The organism is Cutibacterium avidum ATCC 25577 (genome assembly GCF_000227295.1).
GTDB lineage: Bacteria > Actinomycetota > Actinomycetes > Propionibacteriales > Propionibacteriaceae > Cutibacterium > Cutibacterium avidum.
Map to the genome: position 1 here is coordinate 572,775 of NZ_JH165054.1, position 21,857 is coordinate 594,631.

21 protein-coding genes are annotated in these 21,857 nt (G+C 63.7%); 5 read left to right on the forward strand and 16 right to left on the reverse strand.

What is annotated here, in order from left to right; all coding sequences use genetic code 11:
• Positions 1–160 precede the first annotated feature (160 nt).
• The 5 genes from HMPREF9153_RS02600 (at position 161) to HMPREF9153_RS02620 (ending at position 3,550) form a co-directional block, all read left to right on the forward strand.
• On the forward strand, positions 161–403 hold the full coding sequence (locus HMPREF9153_RS02600; protein WP_004809110.1) for a hypothetical protein: 243 nt from the start codon (positions 161–163) through the stop codon (positions 401–403).
• Positions 403–1,245: an ABC transporter ATP-binding protein gene (locus HMPREF9153_RS02605; protein ID WP_016666142.1), complete on the forward strand. Its 843-nt coding sequence runs from the start codon at positions 403–405 to the stop codon at positions 1,243–1,245. The genes HMPREF9153_RS02600 and HMPREF9153_RS02605 overlap by 1 nt, the downstream gene beginning before the upstream one ends.
• Before the next feature lie 97 nt (positions 1,246–1,342).
• Positions 1,343–2,737 (forward strand): ABC transporter permease, encoded by a 1,395-nt coding sequence (locus HMPREF9153_RS02610; protein WP_171023515.1) that lies wholly within the window; start codon positions 1,343–1,345, stop codon positions 2,735–2,737.
• Positions 2,734–3,039, forward strand: a complete 306-nt coding sequence (locus HMPREF9153_RS02615) for a hypothetical protein (protein WP_004809113.1) — start codon at positions 2,734–2,736, stop codon at positions 3,037–3,039. Before HMPREF9153_RS02610 ends, HMPREF9153_RS02615 begins: the two co-directional genes overlap by 4 nt.
• A gap of 19 nt (positions 3,040–3,058) precedes the next feature.
• Positions 3,059–3,550, forward strand: a complete 492-nt coding sequence (locus HMPREF9153_RS02620; RefSeq protein WP_004809114.1) for a hypothetical protein — start codon at positions 3,059–3,061, stop codon at positions 3,548–3,550.
• Positions 3,551–3,570: 20 nt separating this feature from the next.
• Here HMPREF9153_RS02620 and HMPREF9153_RS02625 read toward each other — a convergent pair whose 3' ends face one another.
• The 16 genes from HMPREF9153_RS02625 to HMPREF9153_RS02700 form a co-directional block, all read right to left on the reverse strand.
• Positions 3,571–4,443 carry an HpcH/HpaI aldolase/citrate lyase family protein gene (locus HMPREF9153_RS02625; protein WP_004809115.1) on the reverse strand — a complete coding sequence of 291 codons (873 nt, stop codon included), beginning with the start codon at positions 4,441–4,443 and terminating at the stop codon, positions 3,571–3,573.
• A 97-nt stretch (positions 4,444–4,540) separates the two neighbouring features.
• Positions 4,541–5,323: a precorrin-6A synthase (deacetylating) gene (cobF, locus tag HMPREF9153_RS02630; protein ID WP_004809116.1), complete on the reverse strand. Its 783-nt coding sequence runs from the start codon at positions 5,321–5,323 to the stop codon at positions 4,541–4,543.
• A 38-nt stretch (positions 5,324–5,361) separates the two neighbouring features.
• Complete coding sequence (locus tag HMPREF9153_RS02635) at positions 5,362–6,336, reverse strand: polyprenyl synthetase family protein (RefSeq protein ID WP_015582130.1); 975 nt, start codon at positions 6,334–6,336, stop codon at positions 5,362–5,364.
• Between the two features lie 191 nt (positions 6,337–6,527).
• Positions 6,528–8,144: an NADH-quinone oxidoreductase subunit NuoN gene (nuoN, locus tag HMPREF9153_RS02640; protein ID WP_004809118.1), complete on the reverse strand. Its 1,617-nt coding sequence runs from the start codon at positions 8,142–8,144 to the stop codon at positions 6,528–6,530.
• Positions 8,141–9,634: an NADH-quinone oxidoreductase subunit M gene (locus HMPREF9153_RS02645; protein WP_004809119.1), complete on the reverse strand. Its 1,494-nt coding sequence runs from the start codon at positions 9,632–9,634 to the stop codon at positions 8,141–8,143. Before HMPREF9153_RS02645 ends, nuoN begins: the two co-directional genes overlap by 4 nt.
• 17 nt (positions 9,635–9,651) lie before the next feature.
• Entirely contained in the window at positions 9,652–11,538 is a 1,887-nt protein-coding gene (gene nuoL, locus HMPREF9153_RS02650; RefSeq protein WP_004809120.1) for an NADH-quinone oxidoreductase subunit L, read from the reverse strand.
• 10 nt (positions 11,539–11,548) lie between these two features.
• The gene (gene nuoK, locus HMPREF9153_RS02655) at positions 11,549–11,848 is read right to left on the reverse strand and encodes an NADH-quinone oxidoreductase subunit NuoK (protein ID WP_003866464.1); all 300 of its coding nucleotides are present in this window, start codon (positions 11,846–11,848) and stop codon (positions 11,549–11,551) included.
• The gene (locus HMPREF9153_RS02660; protein WP_004809121.1) at positions 11,845–12,705 is read right to left on the reverse strand and encodes an NADH-quinone oxidoreductase subunit J; all 861 of its coding nucleotides are present in this window, start codon (positions 12,703–12,705) and stop codon (positions 11,845–11,847) included. The genes nuoK and HMPREF9153_RS02660 overlap by 4 nt, the downstream gene beginning before the upstream one ends.
• Positions 12,702–13,277, reverse strand: coding sequence for an NADH-quinone oxidoreductase subunit NuoI (gene nuoI, locus HMPREF9153_RS02665; protein WP_004809122.1), 576 nt, complete (start codon positions 13,275–13,277; stop codon positions 12,702–12,704). Before nuoI ends, HMPREF9153_RS02660 begins: the two co-directional genes overlap by 4 nt.
• Positions 13,277–14,599 carry an NADH-quinone oxidoreductase subunit NuoH gene (gene nuoH, locus HMPREF9153_RS02670; RefSeq protein ID WP_004809123.1) on the reverse strand — a complete coding sequence of 441 codons (1,323 nt, stop codon included), beginning with the start codon at positions 14,597–14,599 and terminating at the stop codon, positions 13,277–13,279. The genes nuoI and nuoH overlap by 1 nt, the downstream gene beginning before the upstream one ends.
• Positions 14,596–17,034, reverse strand: coding sequence for an NADH-quinone oxidoreductase subunit G (locus tag HMPREF9153_RS02675; RefSeq protein WP_004809124.1), 2,439 nt, complete (start codon positions 17,032–17,034; stop codon positions 14,596–14,598). Before HMPREF9153_RS02675 ends, nuoH begins: the two co-directional genes overlap by 4 nt.
• The gene (gene nuoF, locus HMPREF9153_RS02680) at positions 17,031–18,365 is read right to left on the reverse strand and encodes an NADH-quinone oxidoreductase subunit NuoF (RefSeq protein WP_004809125.1); all 1,335 of its coding nucleotides are present in this window, start codon (positions 18,363–18,365) and stop codon (positions 17,031–17,033) included. The genes HMPREF9153_RS02675 and nuoF overlap by 4 nt, the downstream gene beginning before the upstream one ends.
• Positions 18,362–19,147: an NADH-quinone oxidoreductase subunit NuoE gene (nuoE, locus tag HMPREF9153_RS02685; RefSeq protein WP_004809126.1), complete on the reverse strand. Its 786-nt coding sequence runs from the start codon at positions 19,145–19,147 to the stop codon at positions 18,362–18,364. Before nuoE ends, nuoF begins: the two co-directional genes overlap by 4 nt.
• Positions 19,144–20,445 (reverse strand): NADH-quinone oxidoreductase subunit D, encoded by a 1,302-nt coding sequence (locus HMPREF9153_RS02690; protein ID WP_004809127.1) that lies wholly within the window; start codon positions 20,443–20,445, stop codon positions 19,144–19,146. Before HMPREF9153_RS02690 ends, nuoE begins: the two co-directional genes overlap by 4 nt.
• A complete protein-coding gene (locus tag HMPREF9153_RS02695; protein ID WP_004809128.1) occupies positions 20,445–21,275 on the reverse strand; it encodes an NADH-quinone oxidoreductase subunit C in 831 nt (276 codons plus the stop codon). The genes HMPREF9153_RS02690 and HMPREF9153_RS02695 overlap by 1 nt, the downstream gene beginning before the upstream one ends.
• On the reverse strand, positions 21,272–21,829 hold the full coding sequence (locus HMPREF9153_RS02700) for a NuoB/complex I 20 kDa subunit family protein (RefSeq protein WP_004809129.1): 558 nt from the start codon (positions 21,827–21,829) through the stop codon (positions 21,272–21,274). Before HMPREF9153_RS02700 ends, HMPREF9153_RS02695 begins: the two co-directional genes overlap by 4 nt.
• Positions 21,830–21,857: the final 28 nt, after the last annotated feature.

A 21,857-nucleotide genomic window follows, 5' to 3' on the forward strand; every position in this document is an offset into this window, starting at 1 on the left:
CTGAAAATGATCTAACAGGATTGTTTAAATGTGGCGAAGTTAACAGAAATACGCCAAAAAGGCACTCAACCTGTGACCCAGGTACGAGTTAACCTGTGATTAGCTGCGGCCGCGGCGAGAATCAAGAGACGTTTTCGACATCAGAAAAGAGAGTCACGTCATGCTCGAATCACAATCCCTTGCCTTACAGTCAACCTCAGAGATCCTGAAGAACAAGTTCGATTCCGCTCTCATCCGTCACGATGCCTGGTGGCTGGTGTTCATCGCTGTGATCATCGGTCTGGGAGCAACGATTCTCGCCGGTATGGCTGTCTGGTGCGTCGTCAACCAGCACGGCAAGTTCACCGGCCACTGGAAGTGGGTGAAGTCCGGCGTCTCCGTGTCCATGGAGTGTGTACGCTGATGCGTCCATCCCATGATGTTGGCCGGCTCTCCTCCTCGCGAGGGGGGCCGGCCCCCACGGGGGCATCGTTGGCCGAGGAACAATCCTCTTCCCACGGGCCCGCCATCGAGATTGAGAACCTAGATTTTCAATACTCCGATCGCCCGGTTCTCAACAACGTCAATATCTCAGTACCCCAAGGGGCCTGCCTCGCGGTGATCGGCCCGAATGGATCTGGAAAGTCCACGCTGTGCAAGATTCTGCAGGGGATCCTCACTCCCCCGAAGACAGCGACAACCCGAATCCTCGGCCACCCCTGCGGTTCCCAAGAAGCGTGCCGGGCAATCTCTTACTGCGCCGACAACGATCACTTACCGCAGTTCCTCACCGGGGCGGAGTTCATCTCGTACTGTCTGTCCCTGCGATCTCCAGCCCCCCTCAAGAACCGAGACCTACGTGAGGCGACCGCTGATATTTTCGAACGTCTGGGGATGGCTGGCCGTCACAACGACCTCATGGAGAGTTACTCCCACGGCATGCTCAAGAAGGCCCAGATCGCGGCGGCTCTTTTGGCGCACTCACCTGTGATCATCAGTGACGAGTCGCTCAACGGTATTGACATCGAGGCCCAGATGACGATCGAGGATGCCCTCCTCGACCACATCCGGCAAGGTGGCACCCAGATCATCTGCAGCCACGATTTCGCCATGTTGGACCGCTGCGCTACCCATGTCGCCATGCTTGACTACGGAAACCTCGTCGAGTTCTCCACCGTCGACCAATTGCGCGCCCGACATGCCACCATCCGCGATCTCATCGTCGGGTACATGGGGCTGGAAGGCGACGGCGATGGTCGCGACTGACACCGCCAGGGTGGCCCAGGCGGACGAGGCTTCAACGGATCGACCCACCGTCGCACCGGCGCCTCGATCCGGGCTCCGCACGGATCTGTCGCGGACCATGACCCTCGTGCACCTCATGGGGGCCTACCTGGTCCGTGTCGTCGTGGGAAAAGGCATCCTGAAGTCACGTGCTGCCCGTCTCGGCGCCTTAGCCTGCATCGTGCTCTTCCTTCTCACCGCGACCATCCTCTCGGTAGTCCTCACCCATGGGGTGAGAGGTGAGGCCACTACCCGAGACCTCGTCCTGACTGTCAATTCTCTGTCCTCGGTACTGTGGACCGCAATCGGCTTCCTTATCGTCAAGGTGCTTATGGCTGATGCCGGCACCATGATGGCGATCACCCACCACCTTCCGATCACAAACCGGGAACGACAGCGCGCTGTGGGGGTCCTCGACGGAGTCACCACCCTGCTCATTGTCATCATCGGAATGTTCGCCACCAGCATCTCGACCCTGGTGAACTTCGGAATTGGAGCTGTGCCGGGGTTCATCACCTGCATCGTGATGCCGGCAATCGCCACGTACACGGTCCTGGAAATGTCACACCGCGCCTGCGACCTGGCTCTCACCCACACCCCGCTGCGCCCCGCCCGCCAACCGATCCTCGCAGTGTTCCTCTTCCTCGTCGTCTTCGCAGTGTGGCGGGCAATGCCCTCCCTGCTCGCTGACATCACCTCGTCACCAGAACCATTCACCGTCTGGACCCTCGTCTTCCGCGACATCGGCCTGCGCCACGGCTCTCTAGCTGTGATCAGTTGTCTCGTCGTTTTGCTCGTCTTGAGTCTCATGCCAGTTACGGTCTTGCCGACGTCACCGCTGGAGGTGCGGCATCGTTTCGTGATGCTTCCCCTAAGTGGCCTCACCAACCACATGGGCAACGCTGCGCCTCAGTTTCGGGCTCTGTTTCGTAGCCGGTACAGCCTGCAAGCTACCGTGCTCTCGGTGGGATTCGTCGTACTCCTGGCGACCCGTGTCGCCGGTCCTTCAGCAGTGTGGGGGGTGGAACCCATGACGATCGGTGGATTCTTCCAGTACGCCACCCTCGCTCCAACTTTCCTCACCCTCGAGCCCCGGCTACCGGCACCTCGCTTCTACCTGCGAATGGTGGCAGCTCAAGCTGCTTTCATCTGTCCGCTACTTGTAGCCGCAGTATTGATCGACGTGTTCACTGGTCAACCGTCTCCCTCCACAGCTATCGCCGTCGCAGGCGTGTGCGGCTCAGCATTGGTCGCTACAGGGGTCGGGATCCTCGTCCCGGCTCGCGACGACAATCCCCTGTCGATCTTGCTCGGTTGCGCGATCGTGTTGACCATTGGAATGGTGCTCGTTGTCTTCAGCGGCATCCTTCATCTCCCCACCGCGGTTTCCATCGGCCTGGGACTCGTGTGCGCCGTTCTCCTCGTCATCCACAGCATCCTCACCATCTCCGATCACCGAAAGGCAGCCCGATGAAGAATCCCAAGGTCTACCTGACAAGCCTCCTCATCACCATCGTCGTGACGCTGGCGCTGGCTGTCGGGACAATCCTCGTCCTCATGTTTTCGGTACATGAAGAATCGGCTTATCGGACCGGGCTATTCGGGTCGGTCTATTTCAAATCCGCCCCCAACGCTCAAGGCAATGTGGACGCGACGATGGGTGTGGCGTCCTTGCCGCGGCTGGGCATCATCGCAGCCGTGATCTTCGCGTTCACCCTCCTGGTTTCATTCATCTATGTCCGGCTCAAGGCCTATCGTGAGTCGCTCATCCAATGAGGTGGCGCACCCCCGAGACGTGAGCCTGTGGCCGTTGGCTAGGCACCTCGTTCTCACCGGATCCGCCCCTGGCGCTGTCCTCGGCTTCGGTTGGATATTCTGCGCAGTCAATGGAGCCAACGGATCACTCTTCGCGAAGCTCCTGGCGATTCTCGTCGTCGGTGTCCTCGGCTCATTCTTCGTTCACGAGTCCGGCCATTTACTGTCGCTGCGCGCGACGAGTCCCGACGCTGTGGCATGCTGGGAAATCACGCTACTGCGGATCTCCTTACTCGTTCGCAACACGTCAAGTCCCCTGGCTGTATCGCTCAACGCTGCTGCCGGCTCCTTGGGATCGGCTGTTGCGGGATGCGCCATCCTGTTAGCCCAGCGCCTGTTCCCTTCCTCGCTCGCCGGCACAGTGCAGCTCATCGGGTGGTTGTATCTTGCCCACATCCTATTTCTCATACCGCCGTCCACCGACGGTCGAACCGTTCTGTTCGGGTTGAGAAAGCATCGCGAGTTGGGCTGACCTGCCACCAGGTCTGGGGCTCACTCCTGGCCGCGTGCTGCAATCGCCTCGGCCATCGCGAGGGCGCGACGAGCGGTTTCGACGTGAAGGTTCTCGATCATTCGTCCCTGATAGGTGACGACCCCGGACCCGTTACCGTTCTCCCAGGCGTCGATGATGCCTCGCGCCTCCTCGACCTGCTCAGCGTCAGGTGCGAAGACCTCATTGGCCGGAGCCACCTGGCCAGGATGGATAAGCGTCTTGCCATCAAAACCCATGACCCGGGCCTCACGACACTGGGCAGTGAACCCCTCGAGGTCACGAACATCGTTGTAGACCCCATCGAGGATGACAACACCTGCCGCACAAGCAGCCAGAATGCACATCTGAAGAGCCGTCGACACCGGAGCCCGGCCAGGGACGTGAGAGGCACGCAACTCCTTGGTCAGATCATTGGTGCCCATGATAAGTACGGCAAGACGATCAGAGGCCCCGGCAATCTCGCAACAGTCGAGCACAGCCCGCGGAGTCTCAATCATGGCCCACAGCTTCATGCCCTCACCAGCACCGGCAGCCTCCATATCAGCGACGATGGTGCGAACTTGCTCACCCGAGCCAACCTTGGGGACAGCAATGGCGTCAGGACCGGCTGCAACAGCAGCCTCAATGTCATCGCGGTACCACTCAGTGTCCATCCCGTTGACGCGGATCGCGACCTCCCGGTGGCCGTAGGGATGTTCCCTGACAACCTCGGCGGCACGCTCCCGGGCCTCGACCTTGAGGTCGGGGGCCACGGCGTCCTCCAGATCGATGATGATGCCGTCGCAGTCAATGCCGCGGGCCTTCTCCAAGGCCCTGGCGTTGGCGCCGGGCATGAACAGAACGGATCGACGGGGACGCAGTGCACTATCCATGTGCCCCATCCTGCCGCACACACCACGGATGTGGCGCGTCGGGGAGGCAGGTTCAGATCGGAATAAGTCCCATGTCGACCGGGCCGGGGAACGCCCCTCAGCGACGACGCAACAGGTAGGTGTCGAAGACCCACCCCAGACGCTTCTCGGCGTCGGCGCGAGTCGCGAGGATCTCGTCTCGGACCTCGGCCAGGTCACCACTGATGAGGATCTCGTCAGGGGTACCGATGTATGCCGCCCAGTAGATGTCGATACCGGTCGGGTCGATGAAGCTGAAGGTCTGGCGACCGTCCAGCATGACGACGACGTCGTCAACCCCCTCGGGCATCCCGTCGGCCAGCAGGCGGGCAGGGGAGATCTGCAGCGGGCGCCCCTGACGGTTAAGCGGGATCTGATGACGCGAGGCCAGGGACAGGGAGCTGGAGATCCCGGGAATGACGTGGAGTTCGACGGGTACTCCCCCGTCGGCGTCAACCGCTGCGATGAGCTTCTTGACGATGGCCAGGGTCGACTCGAACAGGCCCGGGTCTCCCCACACCAGGAATCCACCCCGCTGACCGTCAGCAAGGTTGTCGGCGACGGCGTGGGTCCACTGGTCGAGTCGCTGGCGACGCCACAGGGCGACAGCTTCCTTGTAATTCTCGGCGGTCTTCCAAGGGCGCGGCGGGTCCTGCAGCTCGACGATCCGCAGGCCGTCGGTGTCGGCCTGCGGACGGTGACGGCGCAATACCTGACGTCGGAACTCGACGAGGTCGTCGACATCATGTTCCTTGAGGACGACGAAGAGGACGTCGAGGTGCTGGATGGCGTCAACGGCGGCCAGAGTCAACCAGTCCGGGTTGCCGGGGCCGATGCCGATGAGGTCGAGGTGGCGAGACACGATGCCTCCTGAAGTTGATGGATTCGGACCTGGCTCTGTCAGGACGATCGGGAGACGACCTCATCGCACAGGGCCATCAGGGCTATCTTGGCATCCCCGTCAGGAAGCGGGGCCAGGTGGGTACGAGCGCGATCGGCGCGACGCTGGATCTCGGCACGAGCCTCCTCGACGACGTGGTTGGCGCGCAGCTTCTCGAGCACGTCGGCCAGCACCGCGTCGTCGGACAGGTCGGCGTCGAGCATCTTCTTCAGCTCATCGTCAGCCGGGTCCTCGGAAGCACGCAGCATGAGGGTCGGCAGGGTCGGAACCTTCTCGCGCAAATCGGTGCCCGGCGTCTTGCCGGTCGCCGTTGAGGTGATGTCGATAAGGTCGTCAGCGAGCTGGAAGACCTCGCCAATGTCCTCCCCGAACTGCTCCAGGGCGGAAATGATCTCGGGAGAAGCGTGGGACACCATGCCACCAAATACTGCCGAGGCTGCGATAAGGGAACCCGTCTTGTCAGCAACCACCTTAAGGTAGTGGGCCAACGGATCCTCCCCCTCAGAGGGGCCACGCGTCTCAGCGATCTGACCCTGCACCAGACGGGAGAAGGTCAGGGCCTGTAGTCGGACGAAATCGACACCAAGCTCAGCCACCGCCAAAGATGCGCGCGAGAAGAGGTAATCGCCGACCATAATGGCCACCGAGTTTCCCCAACGCAGGTTCGCAGAAGGTGCACCGCGCCGCTTGGATGCCTCGTCCATGACATCGTCGTGGTACAGCGAGGCGACATGAGTTAACTCCATGACGACGGCGGCACGCACTAAATCAGTGTCGTCAACCTCGTCAGCGAATTGGGAGCACAGCACCACTAGCAGGGGGCGAAACCGCTTGCCTCCGGCAGAAATGATGTGGTTGGCCGCCTCGGTGACGAAAGGCGTGTCGGCGCCGGCCTGGCGACCCAGCTCATCCTCGATGAGGGCAAGTTTGGCGGTCACCAGATCGGTGAACTCGCTGCTGGCGCTGTACGACACAGTTCTCCTCTTCCGACCGGGCGTGTGCTCGGTGCTCGTCCGGCCGTCGTCTCTCCGTGACACGACCGTGTTCCACATTACTGGTTAGACGGGCCTCGCGTCTTGCCGGGATGCGGTTGGGATGGCCCACAGGTGTGACCAGGCCGGGGGTCGCAACCCTTCTGAACAGCGACCCCGGCCTCATGAACAACTCAGCGCAGGAAGGTGCTCGCCTGGTTGAACAGGTCAATGATCGGCTGCGGGGCAACACCCATGACGATGGTGAAGACCGCGCAAATGATCAGCGTGATCCACCCGGCGATGGACGGCTCTGCGACCTCGACGGGATCGTCCTCATCCTTCGGGTTGCGGAAGAAGACCACGACGATGATGCGCAGGTAGAAGGCCGCCGCTACGAGGGAGAAGAGCACTCCGAGGAGCACCAGCCAGGCATATTCGCCACGCCAACCGGCCAGGAAGACCACCAGCTTGCCAGTGAAGCCGGCCGTCAGCGGGATGCCGGCGAAGCTCAGCACGAAGATGACGACGAGAACACCGAACCACGGGTGTTTGCGACCGAGACCAGCCCACGAGTCGATCTCCGTCGACTCACCACCGGCACGACGCACCATGAGGATGAGGAGCCAGAAACCGATCGAGGACAGACCGTAGGCCGTCATGTAGACCAGCACCGAGGAGACCGAACCGGTATGCCCCGGAGTCATCCCAGTCTGGATCGTCCAGGCACCGACGACGCCCACCAGCACGAAGCCAGCGTGAGCGATCGCGGAGTAGGCCAGCAGACGCTTCATGTCAGTCTGGGCCAGACCGACGACCGCGCCGACAGCCATGGACGCCACGGCGACCACTGCGAGGATGATCTGCCAGTCCCATCTCATGGCGCCCAGACCGACGTAGAGCACACGCATCAGACCGACGAGGGCGACGAGCTTGGTCGCCACCGCCATCCAGCCGCTGACCGGGGTCGGGGCTCCGGTGTAGACGTCAGGAGTCCAGGAGGCAAACGGAACAGCGCCGACCTTGAACAGCAGTCCGACGGCGACCAGCACCATGCCGGCGATGATGAGCCTTGACGAGCCCACCTGGGTGACGCCGACCGCGGCGATGGCGCCCAGCTTGAAGCTGCCTGCGCAGCCGTACAGCAGGACGATGCCGTAGAGGAACAGGGCCGAGGACAGTGCGCCCAGCAGGAAGTACTTCAGTGCGGCTTCCTGGGACAGGAGCCGACGACGACGAGACATCCCCGACAGCAGGTACAGCGGCAGGGAAAAGATCTCCAGGGCGACGAACATCATGATGAGGTCGTCGGAGGCGGCGAAGCACATCATGCCCAGCACCGCGAACATCAGCAGCGGGTAGACCTCGGTGTGCTCACGATGCTCCTGCTCGGCCTTGGCCTCCAGCGGAGATCCAGGCGCCGACGAGGCGCTCGCCACGAAGGCCGTCTGGGTACCACCCACTCGCTCGGCGAAGAGCACCACGGCACCGAGGCTCGTGACGAGCAGGACCATCCAGGTGGCCAGGGTCGGACCGTCGAGGGCCAGGGTTCCCTGACCGGCGACGATCCGGGTGCCCTTGGCGATCGTGGTCAGCGTCGAGGCGATGGCCACGGCGAGGGCGGCTACCGTCAGGATGATCTGGGTCGGACGGCGACCTGAGCGGGGCACGAAGGCCTCCACCAACACTGCCAGGCAGGCGCCAGCCATCAGGGCGAAGACCGGCATCAGCGGTCCGTACTCGATGTGCGGGGCCACGACGTCAAGGGGCGCGAGACACCCGAGCGCGGGAATCAACAGGACGGGATTCACTTGAGGCCCTCCTTGACGACGGGTGCCGGATCGGTGGCGTGAACCTGGGTCATGGTCGCGGTGGCTGCCGGTTCAATGGCGTGCAACATCGGCCGTGGGAAGAAGCCGAACACCAGCAGCAGGATGATGAGCGGCGCGAGCACCAGCTTCTCCCGACCATTGAGGTCGCTGACCTTCTCGGAAACTCCCTGCACCGGACCGGTCATGGTACGTCGGTAGGTCACCAGGACGTAGACGGCAGCCAGCACCATGCCGATGGTGGAGACGGCGACGTAGATCGGGTGACGCGCCCAGGCACCGGCCAGGGCCATGAACTCGCTGACGAAGTTTCCGGTGCCCGGCAGCGACAGGGTGGCCAGCCCGGCGAAAAGGAAGGTCCCGGCGAGCACCGGGGCGACCTTCTGGACGCCACCGTAGGCGTCGACCTTCGCCGTCCTGCCGCGACGTACCAGGAATCCGAGCACCAGGAACAGTGCCGCGGTGGAGAAGCCGTGGTTGAACATGTAGAAGATCGAGCCGGTGATCGAGGTCGTCGTCAGGGCGAAGATGCCGATGACCATGAAGCCGAAGTGGCTCACCGAGGTGTAGGAGACGAACCTCATGAGGTCACTCGAGGTGGCGGCCATCATGGCACCCCATAGCACCGAGATGATCGCCAGGGTGAGCACGAACGGGGTGGCCCAGTCGGAGGCGGCCGGGAACAGGCCCAGGCACAGCCTCAGCATTCCGAAGGTGCCGATCTTGTCGAGCAGACCGACGAGCAGGGCGGACGTTCCGGCGGTCGCCTGTTCGGCGGTGTCAGGCAGCCAGGTGTGCACCGGAACCATCGGGGCCTTGATCGCGAAGGCGATGAAGAAGCCGACGAACAGCTCCTTTCCGATGGCCCCGGAGAAGTCCACCTTGGCCAGGTCGCTCAGCAGGAAGGAACCACCGTGGACACCGACGCCGATGACGGCGAACAGCATCACCAGGCCACCGGCCAGGGAGTACAGCAGGAACTTCATGGCGGCACGGCCTCGTCGCGGACCTCCCCATCCGGCGATGAGGAAGTACATCGGGATGAGGGTGGCCTCGAACATGAGGTAGAACAGCAGGACGTCGGTGGCGGCGAAACAGTAGATCGCCAGTCCCTCGAGCATGAGGGCCAGGCCGAAGAAAGCTCCGGTTGACCAACGCGCCTTACCTTCGTCGTCCACGTGCCACTCGGCGAGCAGCACCACCGGGACGAGGATGACGACCAGCAGGATCATCGTCAGGGACAGCCCGTCGCCACCCAGGGCATACCAGGCGCCGATGGCGCGAATCCAGCGGTGGGTCTCCGACAGATCAGTGCCGTTGACTCCGCGGATGAAGGCGTAGACACCCAGCACCAGAGTGACCAGGGAAAACACCATGCCGGTGGTTCGGGCCGCGGCTCCGCGCATCATCATGGTGATGATGCCGCCGACGATCGGCAGCAGGGCGATCACGGTGAGGATCGGGAAAGACATGTCAGCTCCTCCTGCGCTCAGGCCATCCGGCCCAGGACGACGACGAGTCCGACGACCAGCACGCCGACGACCATCATGAGGCCGTAGCTACGTACATAACCGTTCTGGACCTTGCGGACGATCTGGGAACAGGCCGTGGTCACCGAGCCTGCGCCGTTGACCAGCCCGTCAACGACCGCACGGTCGAAGCCCTCGACCCCACCGGCCAGCCAGCGCCCCGGCTTCACGACGACGACGTCGTTGACATCGTCGCCGTAGAGATCGTGACGACCAGCGATGAGCAGCGGATCGTGGGTGGCGGGTTCCTCGCTCGGCACGTCGTGACGGTTGAGCAGCCAACCGGCCAGGATGCCGAGGATCACCACGACGAGGGTAATGATGCCGATCATGCCCATGTGCCACATGCCGACGTGCTCGACCTCAGCACCGGTGGCCGGGGCCAGCCAGTCGCCGATCCAGTTGTTCATCAAGGCACCTGCGAAGATCGACAGGATGGCCAACACGATGAGCGGGATCGTCATGACGGCCGGGGACTCGTGCGGGTGGACGTCCTCACGCCACCGCTTGGATCCCAGGAAGGTCAGCACCATGAGGCGGGTCATGTAGTAGGCGGTGATGCCGGCACCGATGAGGGCCAGCACACCGAAGACCGCGCCCTTGTCGAAGGCGGCCTCGATGATGTGGTCCTTGGAGAAGTAGCCCGAGGTACCGGGGATGCCGATGATGGCGAGGTAACCGCAGGCGAAGGTCCAGAAGGTGACGGGCATGACCTTCGACAGTGCCCCGAAGTGGTACATGTCGGTGTCGTCGCCCGTACCGTGCATCACCGAGCCGGCTCCCAGGAACATGTTGGCCTTGAAGAAGCCGTGGGTGATGAGGTGGAAGATCGCCAGGGCGGCACCGGCCGGGCCGAGGCCCGCGGCCAGCATCATGTAGCCGATCTGACTCATCGTCGATCCGGCGAGGACCTTCTTGACGTCCTTCTTGGACGAACCGATCCAGGCGCCGAACAGCAGGGTGACGGTACCGACGATCGCGACGGCCAGCGAGGCTGCTCCCGTCTCGGCGTAAATGGCGTGGGACCGCACGACGAGGTAGACGCCGGCGGTGACCATCGTCGCGGCGTGGATAAGGGCCGAGACCGGGGTCGGCCCCTCCATGGCGTCGAGCAGCCAGGCCTGCAGCGGAACCTGGGCCGACTTGCCACAGGCCGCCAGCAGCAGCATGAAGCCGAGCAGGGTGGCCCAGGTTGACGTCATCCCGGAGGCCTTGGCCGAGACGTCGGCGAAACGCACGCTGCCGAACTGGGCGAGCATGGTGAAGATCGCCATCGTCAGACCGAGGTCGCCGATGCGATTCATGATGAAGGCCTTGTTACCTGCGCGAGCGGCGGCCGGACGACCGAACCAGAAGCCGATAAGCAGGTAGGAGGCCAGACCGACGCCTTCCCAGCCGACGAACAGGATGAGGTAGTTGTCGGCCAGCACCAGCGTCAGCATCGCGGCGATGAAGAGGTTGAGGTAGGCGAAGAAACGACGTCGATCGGTGTCGTGGGCCATGTATCCGATCGCGTAGATGTGGATCAGGGAGCCCACGAAGGTGATGAGAAGGACGAACAGGATGGAGAGCTGATCGACCAACAGGTCAACCCTCAGATCCCATGATCCGACGTCGATGAACTGGTAGACCCCCACCTCGACAGCACGGGACGCGGCATCGCGGCCCACCAGGTCGATGAAGAGGACCAACCCGATGACGAAGGAGACGATCGGGGCCACGGTGGCCAACAGATGCCCCCAGGCGTCGCTGCGGCGTCCGAGCACCAGCAGCAGTGCGGAGACGACCAGCGGCACCGCGATCATGAGCCAGGCCACGTTGAACAGGCCGGTTTCCAGGACAGTCACGGTACCTCCCTCAGAACTTCAGCAGGTTGGTGTCGTCCACCGAAGTGGTGCGACGGGAACGGAAAATGGTGACGATGATCGCCAGACCGACGACCACCTCGGCAGCCGCCACGATCATCACGAAGAACGCCCCGACCTGTCCGTCGAGAGAACCGTGGACGTGGGAGAAGGTCACCAGTGCGAGGTTCGCGGCGTTGAGCATCAGCTCCACCGACATGAAGGCCACCAGGGCATTACGCCTCGTCAGGAAGCCCAGGATGCCGATGGCGAAGAGAATCGCCGAGAGCACCAGGTAGTCATTCGGGTTCATTCGAGTTCTCCTTGCGCCTCGTGGCGGGCGGCACTGATCGAGGCGAAGGCCCGATGGGTCGGAGCCTTCAACTCGCCGGCGTCGATGATGGCGCCGCGGGTGGCCAACGTTCCCGAGATCGAATCCTGGGCGACCGTGCCGTCAGGCAGCAGGGCCGGAGCACCGATCTGGTTGGTGCGGGCGTACACACCGGAGTTCGGACGAACGCCGGGGTGAGCACCGTGCTCGGCGTAGGCCGCCATGCGGTCGGTGACCCGCTCACGCTGGGACTTCTTCTTGTCGGCCTCGCCGTGGGCCAGCACCATGGTGCCGACGGCAGCGGTGATGAGCAGGGCCGAGGTGGCCTCGAAGACGATCACATACTTGGTGAACACCAGCTCTGCGATGGACTTGACGTTGTCACCGCCGGCGGCATTGGCCTCTCGCAGGCCGATCGACTGATCGGTGCCGATCACGCCGGTCGTCACAGCGTTGCCGACGGCCAGGATGAGCAGCACCAGGAAGGCCAGCGCGGCGATGATGGCCGCCACCTTGTGTCCCTTGAGGGTCTCCTTGAGGGAATCGGTGGAGTCGACGCCGACGAGCATGACGACGAAGAGGAAGAGCATCAGGATGGCACCGGTGTAGACGATGATCTGCACCACGAAGAGGAATGGCGCCTCCTGACTGGCATACTGAACGGCCAGACAGATCATGACGACGGCCAAGGACAGGGCCGAGTGGACGGGCTTCTTGGCGAAGACCATGACCAGGGCTGCGAGCACCATGATCGGGGCCAACAACCAGAACGCCCACTGGGAAGCCGTCACCATCGGGACGAGCCCACTCAGGGGAGCGGCGAGCAGGGAAGCAGTCATCGGGCTGCCCCCTCGTCGTTGCGCTGGGCCTGATGGGAGCCGGTGGCCGAACCGGTCCGTACGTCGTCCTGCCCAGAGGGAGGAAGACCGTTGAAGTAGTCATCTTCGCCATCACCGAGACGGCGCGGGTGTGGTGGCTGCTCCATGCCCTCCTTGAGGGGAGCCAGCAACTCGTCCTTTGTCCAAATGTGCTTGGCACGCGAGGTGTCGGCCATCTTGAAATCGTTCGTCATCGTCAGGGCACGAGTTGGGCATGCCTCGATGCACATTCCGCACAAAATGCAGCGCAGATAGTTGATCTCGTAAACGCGACCGTAACGCTCACCAGGCGAGTAACGCTCCTCGTCAGTGTTATCTTCCCCCTCGACGTAGATGGCGTCAGCCGGACACGCCCATGCACACAGCTCACAACCCACACACTTTTCCAACCCGTCAGGCCAGCGGTTGAGCTGGTGACGGCCATGCATGCGCGGTGGCATCGGCTTTTCCTTGCCCTTCTCCGGGTATCCCTGGGTGAAGGACTTGCGGAACATCGTCTCGAAGGTGATCCCGAATCCGGACCAGGCTCCCATCACAGACCTCCGTTCTCGTCGTGGTCTCGTCGAGCCACCGTGGTGGCCGTTGCAGCCCCGGCCAATGGGGCCTGCACCTGATGTGGCAATGGCGGTACCGGATAACCACCGGCGAAAGCGTCGAAGGGTTCGTCAGGAGCCTCATCGGCCGTGGAATCGGTCTTACCACCCATGAACGCCCACACGATGAGAGCGACGAGGATGACGCCGACGACCACCAAAAAGACCGGGTTTCGACCCCATCCTTGATTGATGACGGTGCGCCAGGCAGCGACCAGCAGGACCCACCCCAGCGACACCGGGATGAGGACCTTCCAACCCAGATCCATGAAGTGGTCATAACGGAACCTCGGGATCGCGGCACGCACCCACACGAAGAAGAAGATGACGAGCTGGGTCTTGAGGAAGAACCACAACAGACCCCACCAGCCCGAATCGATGACGCCGAAGTAATTCAGCGGCCACGGAGCGCGGTAGCCGCCCAAGAACAACGTGGTACAGACCGCCGACAGGGTCGCCATGTTGATGTACTCCGCCAGGAAGTACATGCCATAGGGGAAACCTGAATACTCGGTGATGTAACCGCTGACGAGCTCCGACTCACACTCCGGTAGGTCGAAGGGCAGACGGTTGGACTCACCGAACATCGTGATGACGTAGATGATGAAGCTCGGGATGAGCAGGAGCCAGTAGTGCCCGGCGATGTGGGTGTCGAATCCGCCGATGACCAGGTGACTGGCCTGGGACTCGACGATCCCGGAGGTCGACATGGACCCCGAGAAGATGAACACCGTCACCAGGGACAGGCCCATGGCGACCTCGTAGGAGATCATCTGGGCACTGGAGCGCAACGAACCGAGCAAGGAATAGGTACCTGCCGACGACCAACCGGCCAGCACCACACCGTAGATGCCGATGGACGCCACCGCAAGGATGAAGAGCACGGCGACCGGCACGTCGGTGATCTGCAGCCTGGTGGTGTGACCGAACATCGACACCTCACCACCGAGCGGGATGACGGACCAGGACGCAAAGCAGGCGATGCCCGCGATCACCGGCGCCAGATTGAAGACGATCTTGTCGGCACCCTTCGGGGTGAGCATCTCCTTGAAGATGAGCTTCAAACCGTCACCGACGGCCTGGAACACACCACCAGCCCACGCCGAGTTCATGATCGGGCCGATGCGGTTCTGCATCTTGGCCAGCACCCGGCGCTCGAACCACACGTTGAAGATGGTCCAGGCCAGCAGGATCACGAAGAGGATGACGACCTTGACGATGATGAGCCACACCGGGTCGATGGTGGCCTCGAGGGGACTCATGCCACACCTGCCTCTCGGGAAGTTTCGGTTTCAACGGCACTCAGCGAGACGAAGGTTCCGGGAGCGTCGGGGACGGTGGTACGGCTCTGCGGGAAGGTCGAGTCGCCACGCAGCGACGGGATCCACACCGCCTCGGCCGACATCGTCGCGTCGATCTTGACCGGGAGTCGCAGGCTGATGGGCCCGGCGACGTCGATGAGCTGCCCGTCTGTCACGCCGAGCTGATCCGCCGTCAGCGGGTTGACGACGACGACGGGAGCCGGTGCGGTCGCCACCAGGGCATCGGCGCCCGTGAGGCTAGCCGATCCCTCCAGCAGCTGACGCCATGTCTCCAGTACGCGACCGACGGATCCCGGCTCGACCATGGGGGCCTGCGGCACGACCGGGGAGGTCGACTCCATCTTCGGATGCCCGCCCTGCCACTGACCGAGATCTCGCCAGGCCTTGTGGGCCTGGGCGACGGTGGCGAGTCCGGAGACCGATCCCAGCTGCGAGCTCAGGGCGTCGAGGACGCGGATCTCGTTCATCGGGGTGGCAGCCTGCTTGTTGACCACGCGCACCCGGCCGGGGCGATGCTCCCAGTCGAGGAAGGTTCCCGAGGTTTCCTCCAACAAGCAGACCGGAAGGACCACGTCGGCCCTCTCGGCCACCTCGGAGAACCGCTGCTCCAGGGAGACCACGAAACCACAGTTCTCAACGGCCTCGCGGGCTCCTGCCGGATCGGGCATGTCAGCCAGTTCCACCCCCGAGACGACGAGGGCCGAGAGATTGCCGCCGCGGGCAGCGGCCAGCATGCCGGCGGTGTCGAGGCCGGGCTTGGTCGGCAGGTTGTCGACTCCCCACGCGACCGCGATGTCCACGCGAGCATCGGCGTCGTCGACGAGACGTCCACCGGGAAGCAGCTGCGGCAGCAGGCCGGCCTCGATCGCGCCGATCTCACCGGCACGACGAGGCACCCAGGCGACCCGGACCTTCGAGTCGAGGGAGGCGATGGCAGAGAGGGTTCCGGGCCGGGTGGCGGCCCTCTCCCCCACCAGCACGATGGTTCCCTCGCTGATCGTGCCGTCTGAGACCAGCTGCTCCACGACCTGGGGCTCCTGACCGGGCAAGCAGCGGGCCAACTCGGCCCCCATCTTCGCCGAGCCATTGGACAAGTGGGTTCCTACCACGGTGATGGCGACCTTCTTGCGACGCCACGCCTTGCGCAGTCGCAAGAAGATCATCGGGCACTCGTCCTCAGGCTCAAGATTCACCAGGACGACCCGCGACGCCTTCTCGAGGTCGGCATAGGTCACCGACTCCGCGAGGCTGCGTCCGGCGACCGTGGCGGCCAGGAAGGAGGCCTCCTCGGCGGAGTGCGGACGAGAACGGAAGTCAACGTTGTTAGTACCGAGCACGACACGCGCGAACCGCGACCAGGACAGGCAGGTCTCCACCGGGAGACGCCCGCCGGTGAGGACGCCGACGCTGGTGCCGGCCTTCTCGAGTCCGGCAGCTGCCGTCTGCAAGGCCTCGGCCCAGGACACCTTCTCCAGGACTCCGTCGTGTCGAACCAGCGGGGTCGTCACTCGGTCGTCGTCACGGCCATAGCGGAAGGCGAAGCGGCCCTTGTCACAGTTCCACTCCTCGTTGACCTCGGGCAGGTTTCCGGCATTGCGACGCTTGACCTCGTAGTGACGGTGGTCGGTGCGCAGCTGGCAACCGGCGGCGCAGTGCTCACAGGTCGTCACCGTCGAGACGAGGTCGAAGGGGCGGGAACGGAAGCGGTACTCGGCGCTGGTGAGGGCTCCCACCGGGCAGATCTGGATGACGTTGCCCGAGAAGTAGGAGTTGAAGTCGTCGCCCTCGTAGGCCCCGATCTGGGAGACGGCCCCGCGCTCCTGCAGGTTGATGAAGGGATCTCCTGCGATCTGGTCGGCGAACCGGGTGCAGCGCTGGCACAACACGCACCGCTCGCGGTCCAGCAGCACCTGGGCCGAGATGTTGATCGGCTTGGGGTAGGTGCGCTTGATTCCGCCATAACGGGACTCACCACGTCCGTTGGCCATGGCCTGGTTCTGCAGCGGACACTCGCCGCCCTTGTCACAGATGGGGCAGTCCAGCGGGTGATTGATGAGGAGGAACTCCAGCATCCCCTCCTGGGCCTTGCGGGCCATCTCGGAGCTGACCTGGGTCTTGACGATCATTCCCTCGGCCACCGGCATGGTGCACGACGGCTGCGGCTTGGGGAAACCACGACCATTTCCGGCGTCGGGAATCTCGACGAGGCACTCGCGGCAGGCACCCGCAGGGTCGAGCAGCGGATGATCGCAGAACCTGGGGATGGCAGTGCCGATGGACTCGGCTGCGCGGATGATGAGGGTTCCCTTGGGGACCCTCACCTGCTGACCGTCGATGGTGCAGGTGACGAGTTCGACGGGCTTGTTCTCGCTCATGCTCCGGCCCCCTCCAGGACTCGGCGATCGGCGTCGGTGAAGATCGAGCTGCGCTCGTAGGGCAGGTACTGCCAGGCGGGGATGCCACGGCAGCCGGCCTCGAACTCCTCGCGGAAGTGGCCGATGGCTCCTCGCAGACAGCCCACGGCACCGTCGGCCAAGGCGCAGAAGGAACGACCGCCGATGTTGTCGGCGATGTCCATCAGCTTGTCGACGTCACCCTCCTGGCCCTCACCGGCCTCGATGCGACGCAGCATCTGGACGACCCACCAGGTTCCCTCACGGCACGGGGTGCACTTGCCGCAGGACTCGTGCTTGTAGAACTCCAGCCACCGCAGCGTGACACGAACCACCGAGGTCGTCTCGTCGAAACACTGCAGGGCCTTGGTGCCCAGCATCGACTTGGCCCCCATCATCCCCTCGTAGTCGAGCGGGGTGTCGAGGTCGTCGGGAGTGAGGAGCGGGGTCGAGGAGCCACCGGGGGTGAAGAACTTCAGCTCGTGACCCTCGCGCATGCCGCCGGAGATCTCGAGCAGCTGACGCAGGGTGATCCCCATGGGGGCCTCGTACTGGCCGGGATGGGCCAGGTGTCCCGACAGCGAGTAAATGGTGAAACCGTCGGACTTCTCGGTGCCCATTGACTTGAACCATTCCTTGCCGTTGCGCAGGACCGACGGCACCGTCGAGATGGACTCGACGTTGTTGATGACCGTCGGGCTGGCGTACAGACCGGCGACAGCGGGGAACGGCGGACGCAGACGGGGCTGACCACGGCGTCCCTCCAAGGAGTCCAGCAGGGCCGTCTCCTCGCCACAGATGTAGGCTCCGGCACCGGCATGGACGACGACGTCGAGGTCATAACCGGAACCAAGGATGTTCTTGCCGATGTATCCGGCCGAGTAGGCCTCACGCACCGCCTGCTGAACGCGTCGGATGACGTGCAGCACCTCGCCACGGATGTAGATGAAGGCCACCTTCGCCTTGATGGCGTAGGCGGCGATGATGACTCCCTCGACGAGGGTGTGCGGGGAGGCCATCATGAGCGGCATGTCCTTGCAGGTGCCCGGCTCGGACTCGTCACCGTTGACGACCAGGTAAGTCGGGTTCGGGTTGTCCTTGGGCACGAAGGACCACTTCATGCCGGTGGGGAATCCGGCGCCACCACGGCCACGCAAATTGGCGTCCTTGACCAGCGAGACGACTTCGTCAGGCTGCATCGTCAAGGCCTTGCGAAGTCCGGCGTAGCCTCCCTGACGCTCATAGTTGAGCAGCTTCCAGCTGCGCTCGTCATCCCAGTTGGCCGACAGGACCGGGGTCAGTGGATCGGTCACTTCTTCTCCTCCTCCACGGGCTCAGCAGGAACGGGCAGATCGTTCGGGTCCGGAGCCTGCCAGCCGTTCTGCTTGGCCAGTCGCACACCCTGCAGGGACGCCTCACCAGCGCTGGGGCCCTCGTCGGCCCGACCGTCGGGGAAGCCGGCGAGCACTCGCTCGGCCTCACGCCAACTGGTGATCCTCGCACCACGGGTGGAGTGAACCTCCTCGTCGCGGGCCAGCGCGTCGAGGATCTCCTCGGCGCGGATCGGGGTCATGTTGTCCATGTACTCCCAGTTGACCATCATGATCGGGGCGAAGTCGCAGGCGGCGTTGCACTCCACACGCTCGAGGGAGAACTTGCCGTCAGGGGTCGTCTCTCCCTCCTTGATGCCGAGCTTCTTCTCGACCCGGGCGAGCACCTCCTCGCCGCCCATGACGGCGCACAGCGCGGTGGTGCAGACACCGATGTGGTGCTGTCCGGCTGGATGCTTCTTGTACATGGTGTAGAAAGTCGCCACCCCGGAGACCTGGGCGGTGGTGATGCCCAGCACCTCAGCTGCGGTCTCGATGCCGACCGGGGAGACGCGTCCATCCACCGACTGCACCAGGTGCAGGATCGGCAGCAGGGCCGAGCGGGGATCGGGGTACCGCGAGGCAATCTGGCGCATTTCCTCGATGGTGTGCTCGTCGATGTTGGTGGAACGGTCGGACTGGTCGACTCCGCCGGTCCCCGAGAAGTCCGAGTGGAAGGACTCGACGTAGGGATATCCCAGGTTGACGGGTTCGCGATCGCTCATCGGTCGACTCCTCCCATGACGGGGTCCAGGGATGCCAGGGACGGCACCACGTCGGAAAGCATTCCGCCCTCACACATGGCGGGCAGGGACTGCACGTTGATGAATCCGGGGTCGCGCAGGTGGGAGCGGTACGGCCGCACCCCGCCGTCCGAGACGAGGTGGCAGCCGAGCTCACCGCCGGCACCCTCGATGGCCTGGTAAACCTGACCGGCAGGCACCCGAAATCCCTCGGTGACGATCTTGAAGTGGTGGATGAGGGCCTCCATCGACTCGCCCATGATGTGGCGAATGTGCTCGTTGGAGTTGCCCTGACCGTCGGGGCCCAGGGCCAGCTCTGCCGGCCACGCGATGTGCGGGTCCTCCACCATGTGACGGTCGCCCTGGGTATCCTCAAGACGCTTGAGGCACTGCTTGAGGATGCGCACCGACTGGTCCATCTCCTCGAGACGAATACGGAAGCGGCCGTAGCAGTCGCAGGTGTCCCACGTAGCGACGTCAAAGTCGTAAGTGTCGTAGTCACAGTAGGGCTGGGTCTTGCGCAGATCCCACGGCAGGCCGGTGGCTCGCAGGGCCGGCCCCGTCACGCCGAGGGCCATGCAGGTGGACAGGTCGGCATAACCGATGCCCGTGGTACGAGCCTTGAAGATTGGGTTCTCGTTGCAGAACAGGCCGATCTCCGGAAGGTACTTTTCCATGCGCTTGATGAGGTCACGCAGCTGGTCCAGCCCGGTCTCCGGCAGGTCACTGGCGACGCCACCAGGACGAATCCAGGCGTTGTTCATGCGCAGACCGGTGACGGCCTGGTTGAACTCCAGGATGATCTCGCGCTCCCTCAGGCCGACCTCGGCCACCGAGGAGGCGCCGAGCTCCAGGCCGCCGGTGCCCACCGCGATGAGGTGGGAGGAGATACGGTTGAGCTCGGTGATCATGACGCGGAGGACCTTGGCCCGCTCCGGGATGTCGTCGGTGACACCCAGCAGCTTCTCGACGGCCAGGCAGTACGCCAGCTCATTGAAGAAGTTCGCGACGTAGTTGCATCGCGTCATGAAGGCCACACCCTGGGTCCAGGTGCGGAACTCCATGTTCTTCTCGATACCGGTGTGGAGGAATCCGATACCGACGCGAAGGTCGGTCACCGACTCACCATCGAGCTCGATGATGAGCCTCATAACGCCGTGGGTGGACGGGTGGGACGGTCCGAAGTTCACGACGACGGTCTCGTCGCCCCTCTCGGCAGCCTCGTCGACGATCTGGACCCAGTCGCCGCCCTGGGACAAGTACTCGTGGTTCTCGCTCATCAGTTGTAGCTCCTGCGCTGGTCCGGCGGTGGCACGACAGCACCCTTGTACTCGATCGGGATGCCGCCGAGCGGGTAGTCCTTGCGCTGCGGGTGGCCGACCCAGTCGTCGGGCATGAGGATGCGGGTGAGGGCCGGGTGGCCGTCGAAGATGACTCCGAACATGTCCCAGGCCTCGCGTTCCTGGAAGTCCACGTGCGGGTAGATCGAGACGATGCTGGGAACGTGGGGCAGGGAGTCGACGTCGCTGTGACCGGTTCGTGCCACGTCCTTCTGGCCGGGATCAGCCAGTGCGACCTCGAGACGGATGCGACGGTTGTGGGTCATCGACAGCAGGCCGTAGACGACGTGCATCTCACGACCCTCCATGTGCGGGTAGTGCACACAGGTCAGACAGGAACAGCTCTCGAAGCGCAGGGCCGCGTCGTCACGCAGCACCTTGACGAGCTCCAGCAGCTTCTCAGGACGGACGAAGAAGGTAATCTCGCCGCGATCGACGAGGGTCAGGCCGTCCGAGAAGTCCGGAACCAGCTCCTCCATCCGATCAGCGACCTCGTCGAACCAGCCACCATAGGGACGCTCGGAACTACCGGGCATCTCGACGGTGCGGACGATACCGCCATAACCGGAGGTGTCACCCGGCCCGGAGGTTGCCCCCCACATGCCCTTACGGGTGTCGATGCGACGATCCTCCTGGGTCCACTGAGTGCCCTTGGCCGGGGTGTGGGCCTGGTCGGGATTGCTGGCATCGAGGAAGTTGCGGCCGTCGGGAATACGGTCCCCGGAGTCCGAGCCGCCGGCGGCACCGCGCGGAGTCGGCTTATCACTCATCGCATGAGCCCCTTCTGCTCGAGGGTGGTCGGGGCCTCGAGGGCCCGCTTCTCCTTGGTCGCTTCGACCTCGGACATGTGACCCATCAGCGGCCAGTGCTGGATCTGCTCACGGATCTTGAACACGGCATCAATGAGCATGTCCGGGCTGGGCGGGCAGCCTGGCAGGTAGACGTCAACCGGGACGATGTGGTCACAGCCCTGAACGACGGCGTAGTTGTTGAAGATGCCACCAGAAGAGGCGCAAGCGCCCATCGAGATGACCCACTTGGGCTCGGGCATCTGGTCGTAGAGCTGACGAACCACCGGAGCCATCTTCTGGCTCACGCGACCCGAGACGATCATGAGATCAGCCTGACGGGGAGAGGCACGAAACACCTCGTGGCCCCAGCGGGCGGCGTCGGCACGCGGACCGCCATAGGAGATCATCTCGATGGCGCAGCAGGCCAGGCCCATCGTCAGGGGCCAGAAGGAGGTCTTGCGCAGCCATCCGACGATGGCCTCCATCGAGGTCATCACGATTCCAGCTGGGACATCGGCGTCGTACTCAGCCATCTCGTGCGTCCTTCCTTTCAGACGTTGA